The organism is Exiguobacterium sp. GL_137 (assembly GCF_057834585.1).
In genome coordinates this window covers 607,394-632,869 of record NZ_CM174406.1, presented here as the reverse complement: position 1 = coordinate 632,869, position 25,476 = coordinate 607,394, and the positions used below count along the sequence as shown (strand labels likewise).

Genomic DNA, 25,476 nt, shown 5'->3' with positions numbered 1-25,476 from the left:
TGATGGGGTTTTATTTGGAAATGGTCGCCGGTAAGTACCAGCCGCAACCACCAAAATGATGAATTCCTAACTATTTATTCGAAACGTAGGCTTAAGTTGGTCAACTTATTTCGTTAACCGAATACCCGTTTCATGTTTTTCTATTTTTTTGTCTTTCAACAATCGACCTAAAGCACGTTTGAAGGCAGCCTTACTTAGGCCAAATACCTCATCAATCGTCTCAGGAGGTGTCTTATCACCATACGCCATCTGACCGTCATGTTCAAGCAGATGATTCATGATTAAATCCGCATCGATGTCGATTGCCTCGTGAGCACGTGGTCTTGCTGAAAGTAATACTGTACCATCTGGCTTCACATTTGTCACCCGTAATTTCATAACTTCTCCAAGTCGCGGCCAGCGTTCCATCTCTTGTTCATGGAGAAAACCAATCGTCTGTTCATTGACCCAGACGTTTACACCAGGGTCCCGTTGAGCAAAAACAAGCCCTTCAACGTCCATGTTATTCCACTCTTCCGGTGCCGGTTTTGCCTGTAAGTTGAAATAAGCATACGGAGCGGGATCTCCGAGTAAACGAAGTTTCTGGTCATGCTTCAGGCGGATATAAAGCTGATCTCCTTCTTCCGGCCAGAATGTCCGGCGCTGTGGCAAATCATCGAGTGATACTAACACGTCTTTTTGAATTCCGATATTGGCGAATACACCTGTATTGTAACGCGTGCCGTTGATCGTCGTTTTGACGTAATCTTCAAATGACGCTTCTGGAATCGTCATCGAAGAGGCGAGTCGTCCTTCATTGTCCTGATAAAGAAAGACCTCTACTTCTTCATCAAGTTCCAGTTTTTTCGTTTGTTCATTATTATGAAGTAAGATGTCCTCTTCCCCGTTGCTTAAGAAAACACCAAACTCTGCTTCTCGTTCTACTTTTAATGTGACAACCTGTCCTGCGCGTAATGCCATGAGTGGTCATCTCCCTTCTGTCGTTTCCATCATTTTTTCCCGGTTTCTGCGTATCACCTATCATACTATACTCTTTTTCCTCCCCTCTCTGACATGAAGCAAAAGTGAACAAATATGACATTTTTGTGAACGGTTCTGATTTGAGTGATTTTTTTGAAAAAAAGAGATATGATAAAACAATAGGAAAAAGAAGGTTTAGTTTAGTTAAATATGGGGGAAAAACATGTTTCATAACATTCAATCGCGTTCTTTCGCAAGACGCTTCACAAAAACATTGGTATTTGCTTTTTTTGCGTTCCTCGCAACGATCGGAATCGTCTTTGCAGAAGGTTCGAAAAGTACAGATCTGTCTCCAAAGACACCTGCACTCCAACATATCGATACTCCATAAAATCTACACTAAGCGTGTGGATTTTTTTATTTTTCCCGAAGTTTCACAGGGTGATACAGGAAATCCTGGTTTTACCACGAATTCCTTTAAAGATGTATATCATCTAAACAAGGAGGGCATGTCATGTGGTTTTACCTTTTCACGACGTTTACGGGTCTCATCAGTACATATTTGAGCTATACGACCGGCTATTATACAGATTCAATCGGTGTATTCGTTTTCACACTTGCCATCTGCTTATCGCTCTCTTCTTTCAGACAACTCATTCGGACATCTCACCAGTCTTATCATGAATATGTGCAACACCGTCGAGTCAAAAAGCAGTATGAACGGATGAAAAAGCGGGAACAATCGTATCAATTATCTTACGAGCAACGGGAATCCATTCCACCACTTGCATTATCAGCGACAGAACAGCATGATAAATAAAGAACCGCTTTAACTTCGTATTACTAGGAGGAACTGAGTCACTATGAATGAAATTCCCTTATCCAACGGTTGGACCCTTCGTTACTCGCCTGTCATCGACCTGTGGTTAAAAGAAGACGGTGTCTTGCTTGTCGATCACGAAGATAAGGTCCGACTGACATTAATCCTTGACGAGGAAACGATGGAAATCAAACAGATTGATAATACTAACGCCTCTTTCTCGATTAATCCGACGACCCGTCGCTTGACGTTTGAACTTGGAGAGACCGAAGAAGAGTCGGAACCTCGTTATTGGGAATGATGACGAAGACTGGGTGCGATACCCGGTCTTTTTTTGTACAATAATAATTAAAGTAGAAAAGGAGTCTGATGCCACTATGTTACGCACAATCATCTGGTTCATATTTTTCGGACTGGTTCTACCCCTTACATTACCGTTTCTCCCGGGGGCAAAACGTCGAACACACGCTGCACGATATGTATACACACAAAAAGTTGCCCATGCCTGGGCAAACTCACTGCTCCGTCTTGCCGGAGTCAAAGTCCGGATGACCGGTCAGGAAAACATTCCGGCCGATCAACCGGTTGTTTTTATCGCCAATCACCAAGGAAATTTTGATGTTCCGATTCTACTCGGGAAAATTGATAAACCAAAAGCGTTCATCTCAAAAATCGAAGTTAATAAGATTCCCATCGTCAATGTCTGGATGAATCTGATGGGATGTGTCATGATTGACCGCAAAGATCGACGACAATCGTTAAAGGCCATCCGGGCCGGAATCGAGACGATTAAAGATGGTCAGTCGATGATTATTTTTCCGGAAGGCACACGTTCTAAAGGCGGTCCTGTCGCCGAGTTCAAGGCAGGGAGTTTTACACTGGCCACATCCAGTGGTGCACTTGTCGTTCCGATTGCGATTTCGGGCAGTTATCGTGTCATGGAGGAAACCGGACGCATTCGTCCGGCGACCGTCGATGTTACGATTCTAAAACCGATTGATCCTAAATCATTGTCGCAAAAAGAATTAGTCGTTCTCGTCGAACAGCAAATCAAGGAAATTGTAGAAGGAGTCTGACATGTTACTTAAAGTCGATCAACTAAAAAAAGAATTTGCCGATAAAATCGTATTCGAAGACGTGACGTTTTCCGTCAGTCCCGGTGACCGGATTGGAATCATCGGTGTCAACGGTACAGGAAAATCAACGTTACTCCATATATTAGCCGGACAAGAAACACCGGACGCAGGTGAGCTTCAACATCCGAATGATTACCGGATCCGTCTGCTGTCCCAGTCAACGGATTATCCGGAAGATCAAACGGTCATGCAAGTCTTGTTATCCGGTAATACCCCCACTATCAATGCACTTCGCCATTATGAGGTTGCGCGCCTGGCGCTTGAACAAGACCCGAGCAATGAAACGTTATTGACACGGTTCATCAGTGCACAAACAGAAATTGATGCTGCCAATGCCTGGGATACAGAATCCCGTCTCAAAATGATTTTAAACAAACTCGGTATCACGAATCTTGAAGCGACTATCGGTTCGTTGTCAGGCGGACAACGCAAGCGTGTCGGACTGGCTGAAGCATTGCTCGACGAAGCTGATCTCTTGCTACTCGATGAGCCGACCAATGAACTCGATGCCGAGACGATTACTTGGCTCGAGTCACAAATCAAGGAATACCGCGGGGCGATCTTACTCATCACCCATGATCGCTACTTCTTGAACCGTGTCACGAACCACATGATGGAAATCGCGAATGGAACAGCCTACTTCTATGTCGGTAATTATGAATCGTTCTTAGAAAAGCGTGCGGAACGCCGGGAACGGACTGCCTCTATGGAGGAAAAACGTCAAAATATTCTCCGCCGGGAACTCGCCTGGTTACGTCGCGGAGCGAAAGCACGGACAACGAAACAAAAAGCACGGATCCAGCGTGTCGATGCCTTGCAGGAACTTTCATACGAAGAAGACGAAGCATCACTCGAAGTTCAGGTCGGTTCAACACGACTCGGCAAAAAAGTCATCGAGGCTGTTGATGTCAAGCATCAGTTTGGCGACCGGACGTTGTTCAGCGACTTTAATTGGCTATTCGGTCGTAAGGAAAGATACGGAATCGTCGGCCGCAACGGGAGCGGCAAGTCCACTTTATTATCCATCCTTGCCAAACGTCTAGAATCGACGAGCGGTGACATTATTCATGGCGAAACCGTCAAAGTCGGATTCTACGGCCAGTTCGCAGAATTCAGTCACCCTAACCGGCGCGTCATTGAAGAAGTCGAACGGATTGCCCAAGTCATCACGACGTTGGACGGTCAAGAAATCACAGCCGGTCAGATGTTGGAACAATTTTTATTTAAGCCAGAAGCACAATATAAACCAATCGGTAAATTATCCGGTGGTGAAAAACGACGGTTAAAACTGCTGACCATCCTGATGGATGAACCAAATGTTCTGTTTCTTGACGAGCCGACCAACGATTTGGATACGGAAACATTATCCGTATTGGAAGATTACCTCGATTCGTTCCCCGGAACGGTCATCACGGTCAGTCATGATCGCTATTTCCTCGACCGTGTCGTGAATCGGTTATTGGCATTCGAAAACGGCGAGATCGTGTCTTATTATGGTCAATACACTGATTATTTGGAGCAACGGGAACTCCCGTCTACGACTATCGAAACTGTGCCTGTCGTCAAAGACGCTACACCTGTCGAGACACCGCCTGCCGAGACTCCTAAGAAATTGAGTTATCAAGAACAACTCGACTGGAAAACGATTGAGTCTCAAATTGAAGAAGCCGAACTTCATGCCGAATCCCTTGAACAGAAGCTGGCTTCTTCCGGGAGTGATTTAGGTCAGGTCAACGATCTCTATCAACAAATCGAACAGGCGAAAGCAAAAGTCGATCAGTTGATGGAATACTGGACATACCTGTCCGAAAAAGTGGAAGCGTACGAAAGCCACAAAAAGTAATCCTGCCTTTTTATAAATCGTATCCTTTCGTCAACATGACGGACGGATACGATTTATTTTTTTGAATCACATGAACCGGACAAAAGCAGTGTATGATGAGAAAAAGACAGACCAATTCATGTGAGGAGGCAGTTTCGTGCAGCAATCTCCCTATTTCATAAAATGGTTTCCACCCTTACTGATCATTTCCACGGTCTTGATGGTAATTGCTTCTGCAAACGAATCGATTCCAAATCTTATCGTTGAGCAAATCCTACAATACCTATCGTTGGTATTGATTACTTTTTTTATCCTGGTCGCCTATAAAAAAGAACAGCTTCTGATCGTTCCAAGACGAAATTTTTGGTTGTTCACTCTTGGCTCTTTATGTTTATCTGTCATCGGATCGATCTTAGAAACAATTCATTTATTCAGTCCTGCTGAAAGCTTTTCCGGACTCTACAGCATGGTCTTGTTTTCGTTGTCCCATTACTTGTTTTTATATGCTATTTTTTACCGGATTGCATCTAAAAAAAGTTTTGGTCAACACCTCTTGGCTTTTATGGATGCCATCATTTTGGTCATTTTTTTCGCACTTGTTGCGTTTCATATTCTGAATGAACTGGTTAATCCTGCAGTCAATCCGTTTCCATACTCACTTGTCGTCATCATCAACACGTCACTCGGTTTGTTCGTCTTCTTTTATTTTTTCTTTATCCAGGACACGCATTGGGTATCACGAACAACTTTGCTTCTGCTCTTTTTATCAATTTTCATTCGTGGAATTTACGAAATATCATCCGTCTACTTTCCGGCGTTCACGATGCAGTATCTGATTTTCTCACCAATTCTTATCCGTTTGGCCCAAAGTGCGGCCATCCTTTGGCACATTGATCACATCTTTGAAGGGACTAACAAATCATCTATCGTCCAACGCGCTTGGCTACCGTTGTTATCTTTGCCGTTATTCTTTCATTATTTCCTCGATGAAGACGGACAAAAACGGGATGTCTTTGTCATCTTATTGTTATTGATTGTCCGCCAAATTTTCATCACACGGCAACATACATCCATCGTCCATCAGTTAGATACCCGGAATGAGCAGTTGGCGATACGGGTTGAGCGGCGAACAGAACAAATTAAAGTAAGTGAACAACAAGTCATCCCATTGTTCCTCGGACACCCTGACCCCATCGTTCGTTTTAATAAGCTTCAAGAACCCATTTTTGCGAATCGGGCTGCTCAACGAATTTTGGGTCTCCCCGCCATGACAATTGATCATTTGACAGATAAATTAAAACATGTTCAGACTGCCTTGAAAACGAAAAAAAATCATTATCAAAATGAAGCGAATCAACAATTCGAATTGATTCTGATTCCTATCAAGATAGCCGATACTGCCGTTGGTCACTTCCTGATTCTCCATGATGTGACAGAGCGAATGGCACGACAACAGCAAATCGAATACCATGCCTATCATGATGGATTGACGCACATCGGCAATCGCCGTTCTTTAGAAAAAATGTTTAATGAAAAAACATCTAACTTGAATTATCTGGCTTTGATTGACTTGGACGGCTTCAAACAAATTAATGACACGTACGGCCATGAAACCGGAGACTATATCTTGATAGAAGTGGCACGACGTCTTGCGTCCGAATTATCCGCCGACGAATCCGTCTACCGGCTTGGCGGGGATGAATTTGCTTTACTGACCTCGGCGAAGGATGAAGTTTCCTTAAGACGACGCTGTAAAGTCTTTTTGAATCAGCTGTCGAAACCCTATCATTATCGCGGAGAACTGCTACGCGTTTCTGCCAGTGTCGGCGTCGCACGCCACGATCCGGAAACTGATTTAGAACAATGGCTCAAACAGGCCGATTTAGCAATGTATCGTGTGAAACATCAAGATAAAAATGGGGTTAGGATTTATCGTTCCGAGATTGAATGAGTGTACCTGTCCAAAAAAACCGGCCCTTCCGTAAACATTCGGAAAGGCCGGTTTTGATTATTCTGGACGTGGTGCGATGTTTCCTTCTTCAATATCGAGTAATAAATCAATCAACTCGGCACAAAATTCGGGATACTGACGTAACAAGGCATCTTCTCCTACTTCGTCTACGAAATCAGCTAAAAGAATCCGGACTTCCGGAACTAATGCTTTGGCGACTTTCATGTAAGCAATCGCAAAACGCCATTTCCCCGAGATATAAAGAAGTTTACCGACCAACAAATCACCGGGCTCGACTTCAATTTCTGCTAACTCCGTCTGATACGTCTGTTTTGACATGATGTCGACGACCCGCTCTTCCTCAACAAGAAACAACGAGGGAACCGGATCCGCCAAACCTCTCAGCGCACGGTACAGACTCGGTGACATGTCTTCCTTGACCTGTTCTAAAAAACGGCCGTGCGGCGTTTTCCCTTGTTCATCGGTTTCATAGAAAATTGCCCAATCTACGAATAAATCACGGAACAGTTCAGCGTCTTTCAAATACCAACGTCCTTCCGTTGCGATTTCTTCGATGAAGGCCACCCAGTCTGTACTTCTGGCCGTTGCGGCTTCTTGATACATCTTCTTAAGCGCCGTATTCATCTCCGCTTCCGATACGGTCGTTGGAAAAGGGATTATTTTTCGCTCGCTTTTCATCGTGTCGGTCCTTTCCGGTGTGGGTTCGCCGGTCGTTTGATTGTTTCGGGTTCCGTGTGTTCCCGTTTCGGAATCACTTCGCCACGATAAATTTCCATCTCTTCCATTTCCACACCCATTTGCTTAGTCAGGGTCTTCAGGTGTTTCAAATCGTGATCCGTGACAAGGGCAAGAACCATACCAGATGCATTCCCGCGTCCTGTCCGTCCAGAACGGTGAACGAAATCATCGAATGACTCAGGTAAATCATAATGGACGACATGGGTAACCGCCTCGATGTCGAGGCCACGAGCTGCGAGGCCCGTCGTCACGAGCAATGGGAACTCGCCCCGTTTATACGAACGGAGTGTCTCCATCCGTTCCCGTTTTCCTTTTTCGGCGTCAAGAATGCGGTATTTTAATGAGAATTTACTGAGTTCGCCGTTTAACGGTCCAAGGAATGAGCGGTTATTGATGAACGTCAATACTTTCGCTCCCTGCATGTTCGCCAGGCGACGCAAGTATTCCGGTTTAAGACGGCGTGACATTTCGATATAACCGAATTTCACTTGCGTACTCATGACACGTTCTACTTTAATCCGTGCAGGCTCGTTCGCAAATAATGTTTTTCCCCATTCAGCTGTTCGTTCCGGCAATGTCGCCGAGATAAAGGCCAGCTGACGATCCCGCAGTGCACTGTTGGCAATTCGTGTTGCCGACGCGCTCATGCCGCTCTCATAAATTTGATCGGCTTCATCTAAAACTATCAGTTTTACTTTATGCATCTTCATTTTTTTAGAATCAATCAGTTCGACGAGTCGTCCCGGGGTTCCGACGATGATTTGCGGTTTTTTCTTCAATCGTTCATGCTGGCGTTTGAGTTCGACGCCACCAATGAAGGCACCTGATTTTATGCCGCTTCCTTGCGAAAACAGTTGAATGACTTGATGGATCTGCATGACCAGTTCACGTGTCGGTGCTGTAATCACGACTTGGATATGCGGTTCATTTTCATCAATCAATTCTAATGCAGGAATGACATATGCTAATGTTTTCCCGGTCCCGGTCGGTGCTTCGACCAAAACATCTTTTCTTTCGCGTAATAATGGAATCGCCTGTTCTTGAACCGGCATCATTTTTTCGAAGCGGGCGCGTTCCCATGCTTCTGTAATAAAAGGTTTCATAAAGTCCATAACGTGTATTCTCCTACTCTCTTCTGCATCATTCTGTGACATATTCAAATTGATCGGTCGTTTCGTCACGCAGACCACGTAACGTTTGTGTGTATTCGTTCCCTGCGTCGATGAGCCGGATGTGATATACCACTTCCTGGTCATTCTTTATTTCTTCCGTCAAAATATCAAACCCTTGAATGACCCGGTCTTGAAGTTCATCCGCCAGTTTCGGAAACTGACTGAGCACCGGGTAATCGGATCGGACATCATTCGGGCGACGAATCAGCTTCACCAAGTATTTTTCTTTATATCCGATGAAGTCTTCAAAATCAAAGTCATCTTCAAAACGAATCCAAAAGCCGTCTTCCTCAAACTCCGTAATCATTCCCGTTCGCGGTGTTCCTTCAGTCGATACTTTTAACGTCACCCAATCACCTGCTCTATAATCGGCACGGTCTTCCAACATCGAAAAATCCATTTTATGCACCTCCACGGTCTATATTCCCTTTTTCATTGTCAACGATACGTCATAAAAATACAAGATAACCCGGTGTGACTTTTATCACGATTCGAACTGTCTTGTTTAGATACATATAAAAATAGTGATACAGAATTTAAAATATGGCTTTATTTCGCCCTTTTTCTGTTTTTTAAGCATATTCCAATCACTGGTACACATTTAACGGATTCCTTATGTACCAACGTTTTTCAAGTCCTTTACGCTTTCACCGGGATGTAAAACTCTTCCCCCCTAATGTTTGTTACACTATTCACATAGGGGATGTATCTTGGACTGTTCACCTTAAAAAAAAAGGAGTGTTCGTGATGTTACTTGAAAAAACACCAGCATGGCAACAATTCGAAACAGGCGCATGGAACAATCAAATTGACGTAGCTGATTTCATCCGTCGAAACCGGACAGAATACCGGGGAGACGATCAGTTTCTTGCAGGACCAACCGTGGCTACGGAAACACTGTGGCAACAAATCATGAATTTAACAAGTGAAGAACGTTCACGTGGTGGCGTCTATGCCGTCGATGCTTCGATACCTTCAACGATTCTGTCACACGGTCCAGGATACCTCAACCGCGAACTCGAACAAATCGTCGGTCTGCAAACCGACGAACCATTTAAACGTTCCATTCATCCGAACGGCGGGATTCGAATGGTCAATGATGCTTTAGAAGCCTATGGTTTCCAAGCCGATCCCCTCGTAACAAAAACATTTAGTGAATATCGTAAAACACATAATCAAGGCGTGTTCGATGCTTATACGCCTGAAATGCGTGCTGCCCGTAAAGCGGGTATCATCACAGGTCTTCCGGATGCCTATGGACGCGGTCGGATTATCGGAGACTATCGCCGTGTTGCGCTGTACGGTACAGCCTTCTTGATTGCAGGACGGAAACAAGATTTAAAAGACCGCGGCGGCTTCTTATCCGAATCGATGATCCGGGACCGTGAAGAGATGAACGAACAAATTCGGGCGTTACAAGAACTGACCGAGCTCGGTCAACGTTATGACTGCGACTTATCCCGTCCGGCGGAAACCGCCCAAGAAGCGTTCCAATGGGTGTACCTTGCTTACCTCGCTGCAATCAAAGAACAAAATGGGGCTGCGATGTCACTCGGCCGCGTCTCGACGTTCCTTGATATCTATATCGAACGCGATTTACAGTCAGGACGTTTGACGGAACAGACTGCCCAGGAACTTGTCGATCATTTTGTCATGAAGCTGCGAATCGTCAAATTCCTCCGGACACCGGACTACAATGATTTATTCTCCGGTGATCCGACCTGGGTCACGGAATCAATCGGCGGGATGAGTGAGGACGGTCGCTCCAACGTGACAAAAAGTTCGTTCCGCTTCCTGCAGACACTTGTCAATCTCGGTCCGGCTCCAGAACCGAATCTGACGGTCCTCTGGTCCACACAACTACCGCGCGGCTTTAAAGAATTTTGTGCCAAGATGTCGATTCTCTCCAGTTCGATCCAGTATGAAAATGATGATCTGATGTTGCCGATTTATGGCGACGACTACGGCATCGCGTGCTGTGTTTCCGCCATGAAAATCGGGAAGCAAATGCAATTTTTCGGAGCACGGGCGAACTTAGCAAAAGCATTGCTCTATACGTTAAACGGCGGCATGGATGAAAAACTTAAAATTCAAGTTGCTCCAAAGACGAACTTGATTTTAGATGATGTCTTAGATTATGAAACGGTCATGGCTGCTTACGACCGTCAGCTTGACTGGTTGGCGGAACTCTATGTCAATACATTGAACGTCATTCACTTCATGCATGATAAATACAGTTACGAACGCATCGAAATGGCGTTGCACGATCCGGAAATCTTACGGACGATGGCTTGCGGTATCGCCGGACTCTCTGTCGTGGCCGACAGCCTGTCCGCCATTCGTTACGCTAAAGTCTCCCCGATTCGTGATGCTGACGGAATTGCGGTTGATTTTAAAATCGAAGGTGACTTCCCGAAATTCGGAAATAATGATGAACGGGTCGATCAGATGGCGGTTGATCTCGTCAAACTGTTTATGGAAAAAATCCGGAAACATCCGACGTACCGTGATGCTTTACCGACTCAATCCGTCTTGACGATTACTTCAAATGTCGTCTACGGCAAAAAAACCGGCAATACGCCGGACGGACGACGTGCTGGTGAACCATTCGCACCGGGAGCCAATCCAATGCATGGTCGGGATACGAAGGGTGCCGTCGCCGCATTGACTTCCGTCGGGAAATTACCGTATGAACATGCCCTTGACGGCATTTCCTACACGTTCTCCATCGTCCCGAAAGCACTGGGGAAAGATGAACCGACACGAATTCGAAATACAGTCGGACTGCTTGACGGCTACATGGGCGGAACTACTTCAAAAGGACATCACTTAAACGTCAATGTCTTCGACCGGGAGACATTACTCGATGCGATGGAACATCCGGAACTTTATCCCCAATTGACGATCCGCGTTTCCGGTTACGCCGTCAACTTCATCAAGTTGACCCGCGAACAGCAAATCGACGTCATCAACCGGACGTTCCACGGTGCACTTTAACTGAAAGAAAGGACTGAAATGGCTATGACAATCGGAACGATTCATTCTGTTGAATCCTGCGGCACGGTCGACGGACCGGGTATTCGCTTCATCGTCTTCACGCAAGGCTGTCCTTTACGTTGCCAATACTGCCACAATGCGGATACGTGGGAATTCGGATGTGGTCGTTCCGTCTCGGCAACGGAAATCATTGAAGAAGCGGAAAGTTACCGATCATTTTTTGAAGCAACAGGCGGTGGTATCACATTTTCCGGCGGAGAACCCCTTGCCCAACCGGAATTTTTGGAAGCAGCACTTCGGGAAGCAAAACAAAAAGGCTTGCATACCGTCATCGATACAGCCGGTTCGGTCGTCCCTAAAAATATCGACCGGATTCTCGATTACACGGATCTCGTGTTACTCGACATTAAGCATATTGATGATGCGACCTGCCGGATTCTGACGGGGCGCAGTAATGCCAATACGCTTGCCTTTGCCAAACGGTTGGCAGAACGGAACATTCCCGTCTGGATCCGCCACGTTCTCGTGCCCGGTTTGACGATGACGGAGACGTTCCTGCGCCAGACCGGTGAATTCATCCGGACACTCGGTAATGTCGAACGGATCGAAGTACTTCCTTATCATCAGCTTGGCGTCTACAAATGGGAAGCGCTCGGTCTCGATTATCCATTAGCGGATGTTCTGCCGCCAAATCCAGAGGAAGCTGCTGCGGCTCAAGTATTGCTTGATTCTTACTTGTCTTGCTGACGACAAGTTGCTACACTGAACACATAGTCTATGAATAGGAGGTACAATACCGAAATGAAGCATTCACTCGCTACTGTCTAATGATGAAAGAATTCATCACTTTCGCAATGAGTTGCGGATGACTGACGCTACGAGTCTGCTCATTTTCGGTATTTCCGTCATTCGGAATATACCTTCTTTGATCTGCCCTCCTGCACACCATCCGCTCGCTTTCGGATGGTGTGTTTTCATTTCATCAATGCTGAAATGAACCCAAAAGGAGCTGAACATATGCCTGCAGAAATCTTATCTTTTCATGATGTACGCTTTGATCTTCCACAACAGACGTTGTTTCAACACGTGTCATTTTCCATCCGTCCCGGTGAGCATATTGCTTTGGTCGGTTCCAATGGTGTCGGTAAAACGACACTCTTCCAGCTGATTTTAAAACAGCTTCAGCCGACGGAAGGAAACATCTTCCGCGGCTATACGAACGTTGGACATGTCGCCCAACATCTCACTTCCAGTACACCGGCCATTCGGCTTGTTGAACAGGCTGACCGAGTACGTTACGAAGCAAGGGAAGCGGCTCTCCACTCATCGTCACTCGAAAACTACCAAGCTGCGCTCGATCTCGATGCTTTTTCACTTGAGACAGACGCCGCTCGGGCGTTAAAAGAAGTGCAATTGCCGGAACACGTCTGGACACACCCATTCGATACACTGAGCGGCGGCGAGCAGACACGCATTCAACTCGCCTGCCTGTTGGTCCAACAGCCGGATTTCATTCTGCTCGACGAACCGACCAATCACCTGGACTCGGATACGCTGGATTGGTTGATTCACTGGATGCATCAAACGCCGCTTACCATCCTGTATGTGTCACATGAGCGGGCTTTTATCGATGCGACAGCCGAGGCTGTCCTTGAACTGACTCCGAGTCAGGCAACGCGGTATAAAGGAAACTACCAAGCGTATTGTGAGCAAAAAGAACAGGAACGCCTGACGCAGGAACGCGAGTATGAAAAGCAGGAAAAAACGCGAAAGGAACTCAAACGGATGATTACCCAGTATCAAAATTGGCATCAGCAAGCTGTCGCTCACGCCAGTGAACGGAATCCTTACGCCAAGAAAAAAGCAGCAAAACAAGCTAAAAAATTTAAGGCGAAAGAAAAACAACTCGAGCAGGTGCTCGACCGCCGTGTCGCTAAACCGGAATCCCCGTCCTCCGTTCATGTAGCCTTTGAAGCGGCATCGTTTGCCGCCAAGCAGTTGCTTGCACTGGACGCCGTTTCCTTTTCGTACGATGACCGGACATTGTTTCAAAAACTGAGTTTTTCCATACAACAAGGCGACCGGATTGCCGTCATCGGTCGGAATGGTTCCGGCAAGACGACTTTGCTCCGGCTAATTCGAGGGGAGCTCAACCCGACGGAAGGAACGGTGACACGCCATCCTGCTCTGACAGTCGGTTACTTTTCGCAGGCACTTGCGGATTTACCGACTTCCGGCTCTCTGCTCGACACGTTGATGCAGGAAACGACGATTTCTGAGACCGATGCCCGGACGCTGCTCGCTTGTTTTCTATTTCGCCGGGATCAGGTATATAAACCAATTACTGAAGCAAGCATGGGTGAACGGTGCCGGATTGCGTTCTTACGCCTTTACTTTTCCGGTGCCCGTCTGTTGATTCTCGATGAGCCGACCAACTACCTTGATTTGACGACCCGCGAACAAATCGAAGCCGCCCTCGATGTCTTTCCGGGTGAATTGTTGTTCGTATCACATGACCGTTACTTTAACGACCGTCTTTCGAACCGGACCATCTCGCTCGATCCACATGAACATGCGACCGTTCATCCGGTCGGGACAAAACAATTGCGCGAACAGCAGCCGAGTGACATTGAGGTCATTCAAAATGATTTGAAACGTCTTGAAGATTTGACGGGTACGATCGATTTTGACCGTGATTAAAGATCTTTTCAACAAAAGGAACGACACCTTCTCTGATTCGTCAGAAAGGTGTCGTTCCTTTGTGATTTTAAATAAAATCATCGTTTTTGATACTTCAGTTTCGTCCGTGCCTGGGCCTGTTTGTGAATCTTTTTCCACTTCTCTTTTTCTGCTGCCTGAAGAGCTGCATTTTGCTTTCGTTCTGCATAAGCGACTTCACGTTTCAGCTTCAGGAAACTGTCCCACCGTTCGCGCGACAGCTTTCCATCTGCCAAAGCGGCTTGGACAGCACAGCCTGGTTCTTCTACGTGCTGACAGTCCCGGAAACGGCAGGATTCCGCCAGCTCCTCAATATCCGAGAAGGTCGCTGCCAGTCCTTCTGTTCCGTCCCATAATCCGAGTTCCCGCATTCCCGGTGTATCGACGAGTAACAGACCGTTCGACAATCGTTTTAACTCCCGGTGTGTCGTCGTATGCCGGCCCCGTTCATCATCTTCCCGGACACCGCCCGTTTCCATCAGCTGTTCTTCTGCCAACGCATTGACGAGTGTCGATTTCCCGACGCCGGATGAGCCGACCAGGACAATCGTCTCCCGTGGGTGCAACGCGTCTCTTAATTCGGTCACCCCGTCACCCGTCAACGAATCCACAGCGAAATACGGTGTCCCAAAGGCGACGGTTTCCATCTCCGACAGGAACTCGTCGACCGAATCCACTAAACTTTTTTTCGTCAAGACGATAAGTGGTGTGACCCCGGCTTCCCAGGCGACCGTCAGATATCGTTCCAGGCGACGCACGTTAAAATCATGTCCAAATGCCATGACGAGCAATGCAATGTCGACATTCGCACAAATAACTTGTTCCTCGGTTTCCGTTCCGGCTGCTTTTCTGGAAAATTGCGTACTTCGCGGCAAGACACGTTCAATCCGTCCCTTACCGGCTTCCCGTCCGCTCTGAATCACCCAGTCCCCGACTGCCGGCAATTCGGATTTCGTCATGGCTTCAAATCGCAGCTTTCCGGATAACTCACTTAATGCTTCCCCGTCAGCCGTCATCACACGGAACTGTTTTTGAAAGACTGCCGTGACACGACCTAACTGTTCATTTATACCGACTTCATGTGCCGGTACTTTACCCCATTCGTTCAAATGGTCTCCTCCTCTGATTTAAGGGAGGGAAACCCCTCCCTGTGTTCCGATATGGTTTTCTGTTATGTGGCTGATTGCATACATAAAAACACCACTCCTCTCGTTTCTTATAGTCGAATTTTACCATATTCTATTCAGCTGACCTAGTAGACTCATTAAAGTCAGACTTCCCTCCTCCGCCTCAAGTCGGAGATGATTCCGGTCCGAAGGGCGTCGTGATTGCGGATTCACTTCGGTAAGATAAGAGTATCAAGAAAAAGGAGGCTTCATCATGAAGCAATCAAAAGGAAAACAGGTCTTGATGGCACTTGCCGGTCTCGCCCTTCTCGCTGTCGTCATCGGTACATTACCGCATATGATCGGACTCGGGCTCGGCGCGCTACTCGCTTTTTACGCCATCAGTAAGTTTATCCAAACATCAAGCGTTTTCGCGAAAATCGGATTTGGACTGTTCGCAGCAATCGGAATCGGTGTTGCCCTATCAAACATCTGGGCTGTTGTCGGGATCGCTGCCGCACTTGCACTCTACATCGGATACATGCGTATGAAACTGCAACGTGTTGATTTGAATCAACTGTTCGCCCGCCGTCGTCCGGCCGCATCGTCCCACTTTGAAGCCGATTGGCAAAATCTCGATCAAAAACGCTAACAAATGGACAGTACATCACGAACCGATACTTTGTAGATTTAACATCCAAGGAGGAATTTTTGATGAAAAACGTATTCGATCAATTAAATGAGTTTGCCAATCAAATGATGACAGAAGTAAAAAAAGCCGCCGATCAGGGAGAAGCACCTGCTAAAAAGCTGGTCCGCCACATCCGGACAACCGAATCGGACTTAAAAGAAATCGACCGTTTACTGGAACGTCAACGGACGTTGCTTGTTGAACTGACACAAAAACAGGATGAAGCGAAGGAACTCGCAGATAAACGTTTTACACAAGTTGAAATCGCCAAAGAAGCAGGCGAACAAGAACTTGCAGAACGGGCGGCCATCGAGTCGAAACATTACGGGGAACAGTTCCGCTTCTTTGAAGAACTGATTGTCGAAACGAAACGTGAGCTCAATCAGCTCGAACGGGAAGCACTGGAATTGAAACTGAAGCTGGAAGACTTACAAAACAAACGGTATGAATGGATGATGCGTGAAAACGTCTCGAATTTAAAATCGAAGATGAACCAGGTGCTAGAACGCGAACCAAATGCTACTATTAAACAAGAACAACATCCATTCACAACAAACGAACCTGAAACGAAAGAAGAGGAAGCGCCGATTGCAGAAGATGATATTGATGCGCGGATTGCCGATCTCGAACGTCGTTTCCAAAAATAAGTATTCGGACGAAGGAGGCATTCTTGCCTCCCTTTGTCATGTCAGGAAGGAGATTGCCCGTGCGACGATTAAGTACAAAACAACTAGTCGGCTACGTGTCGATCCTGTTTGCTCTCGGACTATTCTATGATTTGATGACAGGCGCGGGAAATGTATTATTCGGAGTGCTTTTCCCCTTCCTCCTGTATTATGTCGGGATTCATTTCCGAAAAAGAAATCATGAAAAACTGGCTATCCTGTTTTACATCGTTGGTACAATCATCTTAGCCGGTGTCGTCCTCAGTTCGGCAGCGATCGGATTCGTCATCGCCGGTATTCTGCTGTATCTCGGAATCATTCTCGTAACCCGTCACTCTGTCCGGGAATTTTTCTTCTCAAAAATTTCACCGAGCTTATATGAGGAGGAAGGCATTAAGATTCAACCGGCCTATTCTTTTGCGACACAACAGGAACTTCCCTACGTTTTAAAAGATTTGAGCGAACAATTCATCGTCCGTGATCTCGAAATCGACTTGACGCATGCTTATGTTCCGGAAGGCGAAACACTGATCGTCGTCAGTGGTGTCGTCGGTGATGTCCGAATCCTGTTACCGTCCGGTTACGATTACACGCTCGATACATCGATTGGTTTCGGGAGCGTCAAGACAGATGTCCGTCGTATTCCGACTTTCTTTAATCGCCGAATCCAGTACCGTGCCCCCGAATATGACGAGGCTGTCCGAAAAGTCCGGATTCATGTCATGCTTGGAATCGGGAACGTGGAGGTGACCTCGATATGAAACGTGATCAATTTCCGCTTGGTGTCATCGCACTCCAGGTCATGACCGGTTTTTTGACGGCTGTGATGACGACGTTATTATTTCTAAGTACACGCCAAGTCAATTGGCATGTACTTTTCGTCCGTCAACAGGACTTTCCTGTTTTTCTGCTCGTCATCGGTTTATCGCTTTTATTACCGTTAGCAGTTGGCAGTATCCACTATTTCTTTTTACGGCGCGATTTCAAGAGAGTCACAACGGCCATCATTGAACTGGAGCAAGGAAAAGAAGTGACAATTGTCAACGGTCCTTATTTCCACACGCTGACACGTCTGTCGCGGATCGGGAAACGGATTGATGAACAGGTCGAAACCGTTCAAAAAATCAGTACCCGTCCCCAACACATCGAACAAGTCCGTGTCCAGGCCATTACAGAAGAGCGAAAACGGCTGGCCCGTGATTTACACGACTCTGTTTCCCAGCAGCTGTATGCCATCTCGATGATGACGACAGCAGCGAAACAGACGATTCTGACGCAACCTGAAACAGCTGCCAAACAAATCGATTTGGTCGAAACAATGGCCCAGACGGCACAGTCAGAAATGCGTTCCCTGTTATTACAATTACGCCCGGTCGAACTCGAAGGCATGACCCTTCAGCAAGGCCTGACTCAATTGTTGGAAGAGTTATCAAGAAAGCAGTCCACCGAGCTGAGTTGGAAGCTTGAATCCATCGAATTACCCCGCCCGATTGAGAACGAATTGTTCCGGATTGTCCAAGAAGGACTGACCAATGCATTGCGCCATGCCAAAGCGTCACATATGGACATCGAACTTCGTCAATTCAATGATACAGTCATCTTAAGCATGAATGATGACGGCGTTGGTTTTATCGTCGATGAAAAAAAACTCGCTTCTTACGGCATCAATTCGATGCGGGAACGGACAGCTGAGATGGGTGGAGCGATTCGTCTCGTCAGTGTTCCGGGACAAGGAACGCAAATTGAAGTAAAATTAAGAAAAGATCGGATGGTGCAAGTATGATACGTGTGTTATTAGTCGATGATCACGAAATGGTCCGTGCAGGTGTTTCTGCTTTTTTGTCCACTCAACCAGATATCGAGGTCGTAGCAGAAGCATCGGACGGACAAGCAGGTGCTGAGCTTGCATTGAAACATCGTCCGGATGTCGTTTTAATGGATTTAGTCATGGAGCCGGTCGATGGCGTTGAAGGAACACGGTTGATTCGAAAAGAATGGCCAGATGCCAAAATTCTAGTCGTCACCAGCTTTTTAGATGATGAAAAGGTCTACCCTGTCATCGAGGCCGGTGCAATGAGTTATGTCTTAAAAACAGCAAGTGCCTTTGAAATTGCGGAAGCGATTCGAAAAACAGCAAGTGGTCAATCCGTCATGGCGGCCCAAGTCACGGGGAAAATGATGGAACGTTTACGAAAACCAACGAGCCATCTCCATGATGATTTGACAGAACGCGAACAGGAAGTATTGCAACTGATGGCACGCGGAATGGCGAACCAGGAAATTGCCGACGAACTGTTCATCTCTTTGAAGACTGTCAAAACACATGTTTCGAACATCTTGTCGAAGCTTGATGTCGTTGACCGGACGCAAGCTGTCGTTTATGCGTTTAAACACAACATCGTTAAGTAATCTTCAGCATTTTTCTATACTTACAATTGCTCTCATACTCAATGAAAATGACCGGGTTCCTCCTGTATCTCAGAGGAACCCGGTCATTTATTTGTTTTCGTTCTGTCACCACAATTTCCAGCCTGGTGCTCCAGGCGGCGCATTCTCAATCATATGCCAAATTGGAACCGTATAGGCAAATGCAATTAACGCAAACGTCACGAAAATCCAAAGCTTCCAATTTTCGAAGAACAGCGGTGTTTGCATCGCTGCTTTTTCTGTTTCAGCAACCGGGAACTCTTCCATGCCTTTCGGTGCCCGGAAAGCGAGTTGGAACATCGCAAATAAGAACAACAGAATGGAAAGGAATAAAATCGTTCCGCCAATTGCCATCGCAACATGATACGGAATCCAGTCGGCAACAAGCGAATCTTTGAAGTAAGCTGCCGGACCTGTTCGTCTCGGATTACCGAGTAACCCTGAAATATGCATCGCTGTCGACATGAACAGCATACCGACCGTCCACAACATCGTTTGGATCAGTCCGATCCGGTTGAGTTGTTTCGTCAGCGTCCGTCCTCTGAGCAAGGGGACCAACCAATAGGCAGTTCCAAAAAACGTTAAGGCAACGGCAGCTCCGACCGTGATATGAAAATGACCGGTCACCCACAGTGTGTTGTGGACAACAATGTTTAATTGATGCGACGCATTGATGACTCCACCTGCTCCCGCCGGAATGAAAAATAACATTCCGACAAACGGTGCTAAAAAGCGGACATCCCGGTACGGCATCTTCTTGATCCAGCCGAACAGTCCGGTTGCGCCTTGACGCCGCCCTGCCAGTTCAAAAGTCGCAAACATCGAGAAGGCTGTCATGAGTGACGGGATGATGACCAAAAACGTGAGAACGACCTGAATGTATTTCCAAAAGGCTGAGATACCCGGTTCCAACAATTGATGATGGAATCCGACCGGGAAGGAAAACAGTAAAAATAATAAAAAGGACATCCGGGCCAATGCATCTGAAAAAATCTTTCCGCCGACGATTTTCGGAATCACGGTGTACCAGACGATATATGCCGGCAACAGCCAAAAATATACAAGCGGATGACCAAAGTACCAAAAGAGCGTCCGTGACAACTCAATTCCGACTTTATCCGTCCAACCGAGTGACAACGGTAAGAGTTGAAACAAAATCGTAGCAGCGACTCCGAGTGTCGCGACGACCCATAACAATACCGTCATGATACTCATGTATGCCTGAAGCGGTGGATGAACACCTTTGTGCTCCCGTTTATAGTCCGCGTACATCCGGAACATCGCACCGGAAGAAATCCACGTTCCGACAACAAAGATGACAAGTCCGATATAAAACACCGGGTGAGCCTTCAATGGTGCATAAAAGGTATATAAAACAGAAGCTTCTCCTGCGAGGACCATCCATGTGACGAGGACGACACCAAGCATCATAAACCAAAATCCGACCCAACCGAGCCGTCTTGGAAATTCTTCGAAACGCCCAAACGATTGTCCTAAAAAAGAAAATAGTAAGCCAAAAATAAATAATGTCGTAAATACAATCGCCAGCATCAACCCGTGGGCCGTCAATAATTCATAATAGCCGACGCCTGCAATTTCCGGAATCACACCGGTCCGCACGAGTGTCTGCAGTAACCCGCATAACCCGCCAATCAACAAGGCGACGAGCGAAAAGCTGACATGGGCAAAAGCCAGTTTCGCTTCTTTTAAGCCAATTGCCGTCGCCGGCATTCCCCGCTCCATCTCAAATTCTTTTAATTTTCTCGAAATGGCATTCATTTACTCCACCACCTTAATTTTTGTCGACATCATATGGTGACCGCTTCCGCAATACTCATTACAGACAATCAAATACTCTCCGGCTTTTTTAAAGGTATATTTGATTGAATTGATATGACCGGGTACGACCATCATGTTGACATTTGTCTTTACGATTTCAAAACCGTGAACGACATCTTTTGACGTCACGAGAAAGTCTACCGTTGCCCCTTTTTTAATTACCATATCTTGTGGCGTGAACTGAAACGCTTGCGACACCATGACTGCTTCATAGCGGTTGTCGTCAATTTTTTTCAACCCCGGTTTATCAAATGGTTTGGTCTGATCCACTTGTGTCGGATCAATTAATGTAGCGTCAGACGGCGGTTGATTGCCGGATGCAAAAGCAGAAATACCAATGATGACTAAAAAAACGGCTAACATCACACAACCAAATACTAACCAAATTTTCTCCAAACGATAAATGTGCATTTCCTTTCCTCCTTATCTGGAACTAAATAATAGAAAAATCGATCCCCACATCCCGATGATGACGGAAGCAACAATAAAAACGGCGACGATTGTGCCTGATAAATTCGGTTCTGGTTTACTGCTCATGATGCCTGTCTCCCTTCTCATTTCAACTTGATGTCCTGTCTTCATTCTAGAAAAGACGAACCGCTTGAGACCGTGATAAATGTCACACCATTTGTGACGATTTCGCGCTTTCCCTTCTAAAAACACACATAAAGTTCACATTTTAGGAAGAAGCTCTCAAAAAAATCCCCTTGTCTCAAGGACAAGAGGATTCGTTTTATTTTTAAATCCGGCATACGCCTACCGGACATCCTTCACAATGGCATAAATCTCTCAAATAGTTAGCATCATGGACGATGATTTTAGTCGTCGTTGATGAAATGACCTTGTCTTTTTTCCACTGGGAAAACATGCGATTGACCGTTTCGCGCGGCGCCCCGATCAACTGACCGAGTTCGCTATCGGATGGTCGTTTGGAAATGACATAGTCTTCCCCAACCTGTTTTCCATGCATGGCAATCAACCGGAGTAAGGTCGAGGCCAGTGCACCTTGTTTCCCAAACAATAACAGGTCACGCAGTTTCGTTTCGGACTGCTTTCGCATCAAGGCTTGCCAACGCATGATTTCTAAGGCAAATACACCGTCCTGCTTCATCAATTCCTCAAGCTTCGTTTTCGAAATGACACCCAGGACACTGTCTTCCATTGTTTCAACGCTATAAGAACTTGGAAATGCTTCGCCGACATCAAACTCACCGAACAAATCACCCTTAAAGTATAAAAACATCATTAAAGGGCTGCCTTTTTTCGTCAGTTTAGACAGTTTGACACCGCCTTGCTTCACATAAAACAACTTATCGTTTAACTCACCTTCCCAACAAACGATTGAATCCTTTTTAAACGTCACCTCTGTCATGAAGTCTTCCAGTATCATTCGTGTCTCTGCTGATAAGACAAACGTATTGGCTTCTGTTGTTCCGCAAGCAAGCATTTCGCATTCTCCTTTCCTTGATTCCTTCTGCTCCTAGTATAGAACATCACACGTCAAAAAAACGTTTTTTCAAAAGATTGTCAAACATTGTTCATGTTTTCACAAAATGTTTTAAAAAAATGATTCTAGTTTCGTTTAAAAACGTAGATCATTTTTTTACTTCAACGTACTTTCCGGTAGTAATGATCGACAATCCGACGTGTCGCTTGTCCCGGTTGTTCCGTATACCAGACTGTTTTGAATTTTTCCATCGCTGTCCGGCTTTCTTCTAGCGCTGCATCCGAATTAATCCAGTTCAATATAACATCAAATTGATTTGTGCAAGTAACCGGTAACGGGTCCGGATAGGAATCGATGATACCCGGAATCTGCCGGTACGTGTCGATATCTGGTGTGTAAAGAATGGTCGGAACATCCAGCAGACAACTTTCAAAAGGAATCGAGGAATAATCGGTGATCAATACATCGGTGATGAGTAAGTAATCATTGATTGAATATTCGTCCGTAACGAAGTGCACATGTTTTTTTTGATGTGTGAACATCGAACGGACCGTCGGATGTAATTTGACAAGAATTGTCCATCCTTGATCGGTCAATTGTTCGAGTTGGCGGACAGTCTGTCCTTCCATTCCATTATATTCCCGGTAGGTTGGCGCATACAATAGAATACGACGTTCCTGTTTGACGTAAGCATCGTGAAGTTTTTTTTTGGTGTGTTGATGTTGTTCGTCAAACCAGTAATCTGTCCGGGGCACGCCAAATGTTTTGAAGACTGTCCGCGGAAGATCATGTGGTCCCATGAATTGTTTCGCGCAAGCTCCTCCCGGTACGATGAAGTCCCCATAACGCTGGTACACCCGTTTGAAACGTCGCAGGACATGATTCGGTACCATCAAACTCTTTGATGACGTCAAACCGAATTTCTTTAGTGTCCCTGCAGCATGCCATAACTGGATCCGTTTTGTTCCCTGACGAATCGGGGCGACACTATATTCGCCGATATAGTTATCGATGAAATGATGCTTCGATGTTGCAAGAAGGTACGCCAGCCGAATAAAACGCAGTCTGCGATAAGGCAATGCATATTCCGCCGACCATGCTTCCGGATATTTCACAAATTTTTTATCATAAATCAAATACCGTTTTTCGTTCGGAAATTCCGTCAGGAGCGCATCATTGATCGGTTTCACATTATCACCGTAAGTGACCCAAAAGAGCGTCACGGGTCTCACAGGTAACAAGCAGAAGATTCGATAGAAAATCCGGAAAAGCAGCAAGTAGATTTGCACGATACTCTCTCTCACGTTATTCCCTCCCTTCCATGAAGAAAGACCGCACGCAGGGTGTGGTCTTTTTTGTTCACGAACCTTTTCCTAACTCCGTTTTGATCTGGCTTGTCGAAATACCTTCCGTCCGACTGAGATAAACGACTTCACAATATTCTTTCAAGAAATCGAATTCACCGGCCCAGTCATCTCCCATGACAAATGTATCGATTTGATGTTCTTGTACATCGGTGATTTTCTGATCCCAATTGTTTTCCGCAATGACTTCGTCAACGTAACGAATCGATTCCAAAATCAATTTACGGTTTTCGAAGCTGTGATACGATTCTTTATGTTTCAATCGATTGAACTCGTCCGTCGAAATCGCGACGACTAAATAATCGCCCATTTCCTTTGCGCGTTTGAGGATGTTGATGTGACCCCAATGCAGTAAATCAAATGTGCCGTACGTGATGACTTTTTTCATGATAATTCTCCTTTATGCTGATTGCTGACAGGTTGCAAAAGACGTTGATAGGCTTGTAAAGAAGCTGTTCCGTCATCCCACTGACAAAATTTCTTTTCAAATGCAGCAAATTTTGCGCCATATCGATTACTCCATTCATGCAACCGATCAATCTCTTCAAATAATCGTGCTTGTTGTAAAACGAGCGGACCCGGTGCTTCCTGCTCAAAGTCAAAATAGAATCCGCGCAGTTGATCCCGATAATGTTCTAAATCATACGTGTAAAAAATCATCGGTCGTTTCAGATGAGCATAGTCAAACATGACGGATGAATAATCTGTAATCATAGCATCTGCTGCGATATATAAATCTGAAATATCCGGGTAATCCGAAGCGTTGTGGACAGATAGATAAGCTGACGTATCCACTTGATCCGCTACTAAATAATGCATCCGGATCAGCAACGTATATTCAGCACCAAACCGTTTTTCGAACTGTTCCAACGAAAATGGCAACGTAAAGGAATACGATCCTTGTGCCACGTACTCGTTGTCTCGCCAGGTCGGCGCATACAGAATGATTTTCTTAGTCCGATCAATTTGATACCGCGAATAAACCCGTTCGACGATTTCCGGATGCCGTTCCGTCTGGTAAAACACATCATTGCGTGGATAACCGACTTCAAGCATTTCACCTGAAAAATGAAAGGCCCGTCGAAAAATCCGACTTGAATAGGCATTCGGTGAAATCAAAAAATCCCACTTTGATGCTTCACGCGCAAAGTCACGCTTATAGCGTTTTGTCGTCGTATTGGCCATCTGCACATCATCCATGTCGAGTGCCAGCTTCTTTAACGGCGTTCCATGCCACGTCTGTAAATAGATGGTCCCTTTTCGTTTGAACAACCAAGAGGGAAGCCTGCTGTTAGAAATCCAGACGCGCGATGTAGCGAGCAGATAAATCCAGCGAATCGTCATTCGATTGACTGTCTGCACCGTCGGATCCGTTAATACACTCTGTCGATCTTTACTGAAAATCAACTCAAGTTCCGGATGTTCTTGTTTTAACGCTTCATAAATGGCACGTGGATTGTCGCTGTATTGTTTTCCTAAAAAGCTTTCGAAAAGGAAGCGATTTGGGTGAACCGGCAAACAAGCAAACAACCGCATCACGAGGTGCAATCCCGTTTCGACCAGTTTAGTTTTCTTGATCCACTGACGTAATTGACGTTTCAA

General features: G+C 45.9%; 25 protein-coding genes. 14 read left to right on the top strand and 11 right to left on the bottom strand.

What is annotated here, in order from left to right:
• Positions 1-105: 105 nt before the first annotated feature.
• Positions 106-960: a S1-like domain-containing RNA-binding protein gene (locus AC3IRK_RS03305; protein WP_114596826.1), complete on the bottom strand. Its 855-nt coding sequence runs from the start codon at positions 958-960 to the stop codon at positions 106-108.
• 223 nt (positions 961-1,183) lie between these two features.
• Here AC3IRK_RS03305 and AC3IRK_RS03300 point away from each other — a divergent pair, with 223 nt between their 5' ends.
• The 6 genes from AC3IRK_RS03300 to AC3IRK_RS03275 all read left to right on the top strand — a co-directional run bounded on the left by AC3IRK_RS03300 (position 1,184) and on the right by AC3IRK_RS03275 (position 6,689).
• On the top strand, positions 1,184-1,351 hold the full coding sequence (locus AC3IRK_RS03300) for a hypothetical protein (protein WP_489170397.1): 168 nt from the start codon (positions 1,184-1,186) through the stop codon (positions 1,349-1,351).
• Positions 1,352-1,474: 123 nt separating this feature from the next.
• On the top strand, positions 1,475-1,780 hold the full coding sequence (locus AC3IRK_RS03295) for a hypothetical protein (protein WP_131504203.1): 306 nt from the start codon (positions 1,475-1,477) through the stop codon (positions 1,778-1,780).
• Between the two features lie 43 nt (positions 1,781-1,823).
• Entirely contained in the window at positions 1,824-2,081 is a 258-nt protein-coding gene (locus AC3IRK_RS03290; RefSeq protein ID WP_131504204.1) for a hypothetical protein, read from the top strand.
• 76 nt (positions 2,082-2,157) lie between these two features.
• The gene (locus AC3IRK_RS03285; protein ID WP_131973605.1) at positions 2,158-2,856 is read left to right on the top strand and encodes a lysophospholipid acyltransferase family protein; all 699 of its coding nucleotides are present in this window, start codon (positions 2,158-2,160) and stop codon (positions 2,854-2,856) included.
• 1 nt (position 2,857) lies between these two features.
• A complete protein-coding gene (locus AC3IRK_RS03280; RefSeq protein WP_489170396.1) occupies positions 2,858-4,759 on the top strand; it encodes an ABC-F family ATP-binding cassette domain-containing protein in 1,902 nt (633 codons plus the stop codon).
• 136 nt (positions 4,760-4,895) lie between these two features.
• A complete protein-coding gene (locus AC3IRK_RS03275; protein WP_489170395.1) occupies positions 4,896-6,689 on the top strand; it encodes a GGDEF domain-containing protein in 1,794 nt (597 codons plus the stop codon).
• 57 nt (positions 6,690-6,746) lie between these two features.
• Here the strand turns inward: AC3IRK_RS03275 and AC3IRK_RS03270 are convergent, their stop codons facing one another.
• Genes AC3IRK_RS03270 through AC3IRK_RS03260 form a run of 3 tightly spaced genes read right to left on the bottom strand, consistent with a single transcriptional unit; the run spans position 6,747 to position 9,020 of the window.
• Complete coding sequence (locus AC3IRK_RS03270; protein ID WP_131504208.1) at positions 6,747-7,388, bottom strand: hypothetical protein; 642 nt, start codon at positions 7,386-7,388, stop codon at positions 6,747-6,749.
• Positions 7,385-8,560, bottom strand: coding sequence for a DEAD/DEAH box helicase (locus tag AC3IRK_RS03265; RefSeq protein WP_131504209.1), 1,176 nt, complete (start codon positions 8,558-8,560; stop codon positions 7,385-7,387). The genes AC3IRK_RS03270 and AC3IRK_RS03265 overlap by 4 nt, the downstream gene beginning before the upstream one ends.
• Before the next feature lie 28 nt (positions 8,561-8,588).
• Positions 8,589-9,020 (bottom strand): hypothetical protein, encoded by a 432-nt coding sequence (locus AC3IRK_RS03260; RefSeq protein ID WP_131504210.1) that lies wholly within the window; start codon positions 9,018-9,020, stop codon positions 8,589-8,591.
• A 347-nt stretch (positions 9,021-9,367) separates the two neighbouring features.
• Here AC3IRK_RS03260 and pflB point away from each other — a divergent pair, with 347 nt between their 5' ends.
• From pflB to abc-f, 3 genes are all read left to right on the top strand, one after another.
• Positions 9,368-11,617, top strand: coding sequence for a formate C-acetyltransferase (gene pflB, locus AC3IRK_RS03255; RefSeq protein WP_131504211.1), 2,250 nt, complete (start codon positions 9,368-9,370; stop codon positions 11,615-11,617).
• A 24-nt stretch (positions 11,618-11,641) separates the two neighbouring features.
• A complete protein-coding gene (gene pflA, locus AC3IRK_RS03250; RefSeq protein WP_165871685.1) occupies positions 11,642-12,364 on the top strand; it encodes a pyruvate formate-lyase-activating protein in 723 nt (240 codons plus the stop codon).
• A gap of 270 nt (positions 12,365-12,634) precedes the next feature.
• Positions 12,635-14,317 carry a ribosomal protection-like ABC-F family protein gene (abc-f, locus tag AC3IRK_RS03245; protein WP_214855412.1) on the top strand — a complete coding sequence of 561 codons (1,683 nt, stop codon included), beginning with the start codon at positions 12,635-12,637 and terminating at the stop codon, positions 14,315-14,317.
• Between the two features lie 77 nt (positions 14,318-14,394).
• Here the strand turns inward: abc-f and rsgA are convergent, their stop codons facing one another.
• Positions 14,395-15,444: a ribosome small subunit-dependent GTPase A gene (rsgA, locus tag AC3IRK_RS03240; protein ID WP_489170394.1), complete on the bottom strand. Its 1,050-nt coding sequence runs from the start codon at positions 15,442-15,444 to the stop codon at positions 14,395-14,397.
• A 271-nt stretch (positions 15,445-15,715) separates the two neighbouring features.
• On the opposite strand from rsgA, the gene AC3IRK_RS03235 reads away from it, so the two are divergent.
• The 5 genes from AC3IRK_RS03235 (at position 15,716) to AC3IRK_RS03215 (ending at position 19,206) form a co-directional block, all read left to right on the top strand.
• Positions 15,716-16,093 (top strand): lmo0954 family membrane protein, encoded by a 378-nt coding sequence (locus tag AC3IRK_RS03235; protein WP_214855414.1) that lies wholly within the window; start codon positions 15,716-15,718, stop codon positions 16,091-16,093.
• A 62-nt stretch (positions 16,094-16,155) separates the two neighbouring features.
• Positions 16,156-16,779 (top strand): PspA/IM30 family protein, encoded by a 624-nt coding sequence (locus AC3IRK_RS03230; protein WP_131504216.1) that lies wholly within the window; start codon positions 16,156-16,158, stop codon positions 16,777-16,779.
• Between the two features lie 59 nt (positions 16,780-16,838).
• Entirely contained in the window at positions 16,839-17,558 is a 720-nt protein-coding gene (gene liaF, locus AC3IRK_RS03225; protein WP_012369506.1) for a cell wall-active antibiotics response protein LiaF, read from the top strand.
• Positions 17,555-18,580: a sensor histidine kinase gene (locus AC3IRK_RS03220; protein WP_131504217.1), complete on the top strand. Its 1,026-nt coding sequence runs from the start codon at positions 17,555-17,557 to the stop codon at positions 18,578-18,580. Before liaF ends, AC3IRK_RS03220 begins: the two co-directional genes overlap by 4 nt.
• A complete protein-coding gene (locus tag AC3IRK_RS03215; RefSeq protein WP_131504218.1) occupies positions 18,577-19,206 on the top strand; it encodes a response regulator in 630 nt (209 codons plus the stop codon). Before AC3IRK_RS03220 ends, AC3IRK_RS03215 begins: the two co-directional genes overlap by 4 nt.
• 105 nt (positions 19,207-19,311) lie before the next feature.
• On the opposite strand, the gene AC3IRK_RS03210 is transcribed toward AC3IRK_RS03215, so the two are convergent.
• The 6 genes from AC3IRK_RS03210 to AC3IRK_RS03185 form a co-directional block, all read right to left on the bottom strand.
• Entirely contained in the window at positions 19,312-21,003 is a 1,692-nt protein-coding gene (locus AC3IRK_RS03210; RefSeq protein WP_131504219.1) for a b(o/a)3-type cytochrome-c oxidase subunit 1, read from the bottom strand.
• Positions 21,004-21,474 (bottom strand): cytochrome c oxidase subunit II, encoded by a 471-nt coding sequence (locus AC3IRK_RS03205; RefSeq protein WP_489170393.1) that lies wholly within the window; start codon positions 21,472-21,474, stop codon positions 21,004-21,006.
• 328 nt (positions 21,475-21,802) lie between these two features.
• Entirely contained in the window at positions 21,803-22,510 is a 708-nt protein-coding gene (locus tag AC3IRK_RS03200; protein ID WP_131504220.1) for a Crp/Fnr family transcriptional regulator, read from the bottom strand.
• 161 nt (positions 22,511-22,671) lie between these two features.
• Positions 22,672-23,814 carry a CDP-glycerol glycerophosphotransferase family protein gene (locus AC3IRK_RS03195; protein WP_489170392.1) on the bottom strand — a complete coding sequence of 381 codons (1,143 nt, stop codon included), beginning with the start codon at positions 23,812-23,814 and terminating at the stop codon, positions 22,672-22,674.
• A gap of 55 nt (positions 23,815-23,869) precedes the next feature.
• A complete protein-coding gene (tagD, locus tag AC3IRK_RS03190; RefSeq protein WP_131504222.1) occupies positions 23,870-24,262 on the bottom strand; it encodes a glycerol-3-phosphate cytidylyltransferase in 393 nt (130 codons plus the stop codon).
• Complete coding sequence (locus AC3IRK_RS03185) at positions 24,259-25,476, bottom strand: CDP-glycerol glycerophosphotransferase family protein (protein ID WP_188005178.1); 1,218 nt, start codon at positions 25,474-25,476, stop codon at positions 24,259-24,261. Before AC3IRK_RS03185 ends, tagD begins: the two co-directional genes overlap by 4 nt.